At 72.5% G+C, this 6,285-nt stretch carries 7 protein-coding genes; 5 read left to right on the forward strand and 2 right to left on the reverse strand.

Features of this window, described 5'->3' with window-relative positions; all coding sequences use genetic code 11:
* Both sucB and ACI379_RS07445 read left to right on the forward strand, forming a co-directional pair.
* On the forward strand, window positions 1-1,562 hold a 1,562-nt coding region (gene sucB / locus ACI379_RS07440; RefSeq protein ID WP_439791448.1), incomplete at its 5' end, for a 2-oxoglutarate dehydrogenase, E2 component, dihydrolipoamide succinyltransferase.
* Between the two features lie 136 nt (window positions 1,563-1,698).
* Complete coding sequence (locus ACI379_RS07445; RefSeq protein ID WP_439791449.1) at window positions 1,699-2,589, forward strand: TIGR01777 family oxidoreductase; 891 nt, start codon at window positions 1,699-1,701, stop codon at window positions 2,587-2,589.
* Between the two features lie 20 nt (window positions 2,590-2,609).
* Here ACI379_RS07445 and ACI379_RS07450 read toward each other — a convergent pair whose 3' ends face one another.
* Entirely contained in the window at window positions 2,610-3,128 is a 519-nt protein-coding gene (locus tag ACI379_RS07450) for a hypothetical protein (RefSeq protein WP_439791450.1), read from the reverse strand.
* Window positions 3,129-3,218: 90 nt separating this feature from the next.
* Between ACI379_RS07450 and lipB the strand changes: the two genes are divergently transcribed.
* The 3 genes from lipB (at window position 3,219) to ACI379_RS07465 (ending at window position 5,705) form a co-directional block, all read left to right on the forward strand.
* Window positions 3,219-3,947, forward strand: coding sequence for a lipoyl(octanoyl) transferase LipB (gene lipB, locus ACI379_RS07455; protein ID WP_439791451.1), 729 nt, complete (start codon window positions 3,219-3,221; stop codon window positions 3,945-3,947).
* A 66-nt stretch (window positions 3,948-4,013) separates the two neighbouring features.
* Window positions 4,014-4,958, forward strand: a complete 945-nt coding sequence (lipA, locus tag ACI379_RS07460) for a lipoyl synthase (protein WP_439791452.1) — start codon at window positions 4,014-4,016, stop codon at window positions 4,956-4,958.
* A gap of 39 nt (window positions 4,959-4,997) precedes the next feature.
* Window positions 4,998-5,705: a DUF4191 domain-containing protein gene (locus ACI379_RS07465; protein WP_439791453.1), complete on the forward strand. Its 708-nt coding sequence runs from the start codon at window positions 4,998-5,000 to the stop codon at window positions 5,703-5,705.
* A gap of 83 nt (window positions 5,706-5,788) precedes the next feature.
* Here ACI379_RS07465 and ACI379_RS07470 read toward each other — a convergent pair.
* Window positions 5,789-6,285 (reverse strand): hypothetical protein (locus tag ACI379_RS07470; protein WP_439791454.1); only part of this gene is annotated, 497 nt, incomplete at its 5' end.

Consider the following 6,285-nt stretch of genomic DNA (forward strand, 5'->3'; position numbering starts at 1 on the left):
CCGAGGCTCCGGCCGCTGAGGCTCCGGCCGCTGAGGCTCCGGCCGCTGAGGCTCCCGCCGAGGAGGCAGCTCCTGCCGAGGCTCCGGCCCCCGAGCAGCCCACCGCCGAGGCCCCCGCAGCTGAGGCTCCCGCTGCCGAGCAGCCCGCCGCCGAGGCCCCCGCCGCTGGCGGCCAGGCGTCCGGTACGTCCGTCACCCTGCCCGCCCTGGGCGAGTCGGTGACCGAGGGCACCGTCACCCGCTGGCTCAAGCAGGTCGGCGACGAGGTCGCCGTGGACGAGCCCCTTCTCGAGGTCTCCACCGACAAGGTCGACACCGAGATCCCCTCCCCCGTGGCTGGCACCCTGCTCGAGATCAAGGTCGCCGAGGACGAGACCGTCGAGGTCGGCGCCGAGCTGGCCGTGATCGGTTCCGGCGCTCCGGCTGCCTCCGCTGCTCCCGCTGCTCCTGAGGCCCCCGCGGCTCCGGCTGCTCCCGAGGCCCCGGCTGCTCCCGAGGCGCCCGCTGCTCCGGCTGCCCCCGCTGCTCCGGCGCCCGCCGCTCCGGCTGCCCCCGCTGCTCCGGTGCCCGCCGCTCCGGCCGCGCCGGCCGCTCCGGCCGCTCCGGCCGCTCCGGCCCAGGGTGACCGCGACCAGTCGGCGTACGTGACGCCGCTGGTGCGCAAGCTCGCCGCCCAGCACGGGGTCGACCTCGGCGCCGTGACCGGCACCGGTGTCGGTGGCCGCATCCGCAAGCAGGACATCCTCGACGCCGCCAGCGCTGCTCAGGCCGCCCAGACTGCCCCGGCCGCGGCCGCTCCGGCTGCCGCAGCTCCCGCTGCCGCCGCGTCGGCGCCGGTGACCCCGTCGCCGCTGCGTGGCACGACCGAGCCGATCAGCCGCCTGCGCAAGATCATCGCCGAGCGCATGGTCGACTCCCTGCAGACCTCCGCCCAGCTGACCCAGGTGGTCGAGGTCGACGTCACCAACATCGCGCGTCTGCGCGACCAGGTGAAGGCCGACTTCCTGGCCCGCGAGGGCGTCAAGCTGTCGTACCTGCCGTTCTTCGCCAAGGCTGCGATCGACACCCTCAAGGTGCACCCGAAGCTCAACGCGGCGATCGACACCGACGCCGGCACGATCACCTACTACGACCGCGAGAACATCGCGTTCGCGGTGGACACCGAGAAGGGCCTGATCACCCCGGTGGTCAAGGAGGCCGGCGACCTGTCGGTGGCCGGTCTGGCGAAGAAGATCGCCGACGTGGCCGGTCGCACCCGCTCCAACAAGATCAGCCCCGACGAGCTGTCGGGTGGCACCTTCACGATCACCAACCTCGGCTCGTTCGGCGCCCTGTGGGACACCCCGATCGTCAACAAGCCGCAGGTCGCGATCCTCGGCCCCGGTGCTGTCGTGAAGCGTCCCGTCGTGATTGACGACCCCAACCTGGGCGAGACGATCGCGGTGCGCCACATGGTCTACCTGGCCCTGAGCTACGACCACCGCCTCGTCGACGGCGCGGACGCCGGTCGCTTCCTGCGCGACCTCAAGACCCGCCTGGAGGCCGGTCAGTTCGAGGTCTGACCCGCACGTCGTCCGGTGCCCCGTCCGCTCCTGCGGGCGGGGCACCGTGCGTGTGAGGGCGGCGCGCGGCCAGAACTCGGCGTCCCGGGCGGAGAACGCTCAGGTTCTTCTTGGGGGCGTCTGGTTGGCTGGCCCCATGCATGTCGTGATGGCCGGTGCCTCAGGGTTCCTGGGCACCCACCTGACCGCCCACCTGCGGGCCCACGGTCACACCGTCACGCACCTCGTCCGCCGTGGGTCCACCAGCCCGAACGAATCCGCCTGGGACCCGTACGCGGGACAGGTGGACCGTGACCTGGTCGCCTCGAGCGACGTCGTGGTCAACCTCGCCGGCGTCAACGTCGCCGGCAACCCGCACTCCCGCTCGTGGGCGTCGCGGGTGATGTCCAGCCGCGTCGTCACCACCGCGCTGCTGGCCGAGGCGATCGCCGAGGCGGACAGGCCCCCGGCGTACATCGCGGGGAACGGGATCTCCTTCTACGGCGACCACGGCGACGCCCCGCTGACCGAGGAGTCCGAGAGCCGCGGCGATGCCCTGCTGACGCGGGTGACCCGCGAGTGGCAGGCGGCCACCGAGCCCGCCCGAGCCGCCGGCGCCCGGGTGTGCGTGCTGCGTACGGCTCCGGTCCTCGACCGGTCCACGGCCCCGCTGAAGCCGATGATCCCGCTCTTCTCCGCCGGTTTGGGGACCCGCATGGGCGACGGGCGCCAGTACTTCCCCGTGATCTCGCTGCGCGACTGGGTGGGCGCCGCGGCGTTCCTCCTGGAGTCGCGCGACGTGGCGGGGGTGTTCAACCTCTGCTGTCCCACGACCCCGACGAACGCCGAGTACACCGAGGCGCTGGCGTCGGTCCTGGGCCGCAAGGCGTTCCTGGCCGCTCCCGCCCCGGTCCTGAGGGTCGCGGCGGGGCGGATGGCACCGGAGATCCTCGGGTCGCTCAACGCACGTCCTGCTGCACTGGAGCGTGCGGGCTTCGACTTCCAGGACCAGGACGTCCACGAGGTCCTCGCCGCAGCCCTGGCCTGACCCGCGCCCTGCTGCCCGCCTCACGGTCCGCCGTCGAGTCGTTTCACGGCGGAGACGACCCACGTCCCGTGCGTCTGTACGAGGGTGATGCGTCGCGCGACCGGACGAGAGCGCGGCAGCGGCGTGCTCGCCTCCCCCGCGACCGCCCGTGCCCCGACGACCCGGTCGGTCACCTCGACCACCACACGGGCGTCCGTCTCCTTCACGACGCGGAACGCGGTGACCTGGCTCGTGATCCCCACGACCACGAAGCCGCGCGCGCGGTACTGCTCCAGCGCCGCCACGTCGGCGCGACCCGCAGGCACGCCGGCCGCGTACAGGGCCTCCAGCGCCCCCGCGTCCCCCGACGCCCAGGCGGCCGCCCTCCGGTCGTCCCAGGCGGCCAGGACGACGCGTGCGTCCGACAGCCCACCGGAGGGCGGCGTGGAGCCCCCGTCGCGGCCCTGCCACCAGGGCAGGCCCACCCGGACGCCCAGCGTCGTCACCACGGCGACGGCGCACAGGGCGAGGAGGACGGGAAGGAGGCGGCGGGGATCCATGGCGGCATGCTGGCGCAGGACGGGAGCCTGCGGGGACCTTCATCCACAGGGTTGACGAGGCGCGCGAGGCGGACGCGTAGGCTCGTTCCCATGCCACTGCAGTACGACGTTGCCGGCCTCGGCCCCGAGGCGATCGACTACCTGGCCGCGTGGGAGCTGCAGCGCCAGGTCCACGAGGCCGTCGCGGACGGCGCGCGCACCGACACCGTGCTGCTGCTCGAGCACCCGCCGACCTTCACCGCGGGCAAGCGGACCGACCCGCACGAGCGCCCCGCCGACCCCGGCGGTGCCCCCGTGATCGACGTCGACCGCGGCGGCAAGATCACCTTCCACGGCCCCGGCCAGCTGGTCGGCTACCCGATCGTCACGCTGCCCGACCACGTCAAGGTCGTCGACTACGTGCGTCGCGTCGAGGAGGCGCTGATCGCGGTCTGCGCCGAGCTCGGTGTCGTCACCGCCCGGGTGCCGGGCCGGTCCGGGGTGTGGCTGGCCGCGGACGACAAGGGCCCGGAGCGCAAGATCGCCGCGATCGGGATCCGGGTCAGCCGCGGTGTCACGATGCACGGCTTCGCCATCAACTGCGACGTCGACCTGTCCTGGTACGACCGGTTCGTGCCGTGCGGCATCGCGGACGCCGGGGTCACCTCGCTGAGCCGGGAGCTCGGGCGCGACGTGACGGTCCAGGAGATCCTGCTGGCCGTCCAGCGGCACCTCGACACCTACCTGGCCTGGCAGCCGTACGACGCGACGCCCGACTACGAGCCGCGGCCGGAGCCGGGCCGTACGCCCCGCATCGAGCTGGTGCGCCCGGGCGCCTGACGGGCACCGTCCGGGTGGGGCCGACGCGAGTTGGGAGCCCCCGGGGCGCCGCGTAGACTCGGCCGGGTGACCACCGCTCCTGCTCCTGAAGGCCGCAAGCTGCTCCGACTGGAGGTCCGCAACGCGGAGACGCCCATCGAGCGCAAGCCGGAGTGGATCAAGACCCGGGCCAAGATGGGCCCCGAGTACACCGAGCTCCAGCGCCTGGTGAAGTCGGAGGGCCTGCACACGGTCTGCCAGGAGGCGGGCTGCCCCAACATCTACGAGTGCTGGGAGGACCGCGAGGCGACGTTCCTCATCGGTGGCGACCAGTGCACCCGGCGCTGCGACTTCTGCCAGATCGACACCGGCAAGCCGGAGCCGCTGGACCGCGACGAGCCCCGCCGGGTCGCCGAGTCGGTGCAGACGATGGGCCTGAAGTACGCCACGATCACCGGCGTCGCCCGTGACGACCTGCCCGACGAGGGTGCGTGGCTGTACGCCGAGACGGTCCGCGCGATCCACGAGCTCAACCCCGGCACCGGCGTGGAGAACCTCATCCCGGACTTCCACGCCAACCCGGACCTGCTCGCCGAGGTCTTCGACGCCCGGCCCGAGGTGCTGGCCCACAACCTGGAGACGGTGCCGCGCATCTTCAAGCGGATCCGTCCCGCGTTCCGGTACGAGCGCTCCCTGGACGTCATCACCCAGGCCCGCGCGTTCGGCCTGGTCACGAAGTCCAACCTGATCCTCGGCATGGGTGAGACCCGCGAGGAGGTGTCCCAGGCGCTGCGCGACCTGCACGAGGCGGGCTGCGAGCTGATCACGGTCACCCAGTACCTCCGCCCCTCGGCCCGCCACCACCCCGTGGAGCGGTGGGTCAAGCCGGAGGAGTTCGTCGAGCTCGCCGCCGAGGCCGAGGAGATCGGCTTCTCCGGTGTCCTGTCCGGTCCGCTGGTCCGGTCCTCGTACCGCGCCGGACGGCTGTACCGTCAGGCCATGGACAAGCGTGCCGGCGTCTCCGGCAACTGAACCGTTCCACCCCGCACCACCTGAACAGAGGGCCTGAGCATGTCGACCCCCACCAGCACTCCCACGTCGCGTCGCGCGCAGATGATGCAGACGTACCACCTGGCGAAGAAGACCGACCCCAGGATCGGCCTGTACATCCTGCTGTCCTTCCTGGTCGGTGCCGCAGCCGGGTTCGCCGTCGTCTGGTTCCTGCCCGGCGACGGCTGGATCTCGACCGTCGCGGCCGTGATCAGCGCCCTGCTGCTCGGCGTGCTGCTCGCCCTGATCGTGTTCGGCCGCCGTGCGATGGCCGCCCAGTACAAGCAGATGGACGGCCAGAAGGGTGCCGCCGCCGGCGCGCTGCAGATGCTGCGCCGCGGCTGGACCACGACCCCGCTGGTGGGCTTCAACAAGCAGCAGGACGTCGTGCACCGCGTCATCGGCCCGCCCGGTGTGGTGCTGGTCGGCGAGGGCGACTCGCAGTCCCGCGTGAAGCAGCTGCTGGCCACCGAGCGCCGCAAGCACGAGCGCGTGCTGGCCGACATCCCCGTGCACGAGGTCATCTGCGGCAACGGCGAGGGCGAGGTGCCGCTGGCCAAGCTGGTCAAGCACGTGACCAAGCTGGGCCGCTCGGTGAAGCCGGCCGAGATCACCGACATCCTCAACCGGATCAAGGCGATCGACGCGACCCGCGGCACGATCCCGATGCCCAAGGGCCCGGTCCCGACCTCGATGAAGGGCGTGCGCAGCCAGCAGCGTGGCCGCTGACCTCTTCTGACGTGTGGAGCCCCGATCGCCGGTTGGCGGTCGGGGCTCCGTCGTACCCGGGCACGTCCCGGGGACTGAGCGGTTCAGCCCAGGGAGCCGACGATCTCGTCGTCCGAGGGTGCGGTGATCTCGACCTGAAGGCCGAAGTCGCTGACGGTGCTGGTGGTGCGACGTACGAGCCCGTCCGTGGTGGTGGTCGCCTCGTAGCGGTGGACGCGTGCCAGCCCGTCGAGCCACATCTCGACGACCACCTCCCCCGGACCCGTACGCCCGTCGCTGGTGTCGGCGCCGGTGTCGGGGGCAGGTCCGACGACGCGGAACTGGTGCAGCGTCGTGCCGCCCTCGTCCTTCGTGCCCACGTGCGTCACGTCGGTGGCATCGGCGACGTCGACCACGCCCACCCCGGTCGGGTCGAGGCCCGCGTACAGGTCGGTGCCGTCGCCGTCCTGCTCGGGCTCGACGCGCAGGAACCCCTCGGCGGAGACCTGGGTGTCGCTGACGTACAGGACGCCGTCGACGAGGACGAACAGGGTGGAGGCGGTGTCGGGACCGTGCGGTTCGAGCACGGATCCGGAGACCG

This window comes from Nocardioides sp., assembly GCF_051876515.1.
GTDB lineage: Bacteria > Actinomycetota > Actinomycetes > Propionibacteriales > Nocardioidaceae > Nocardioides.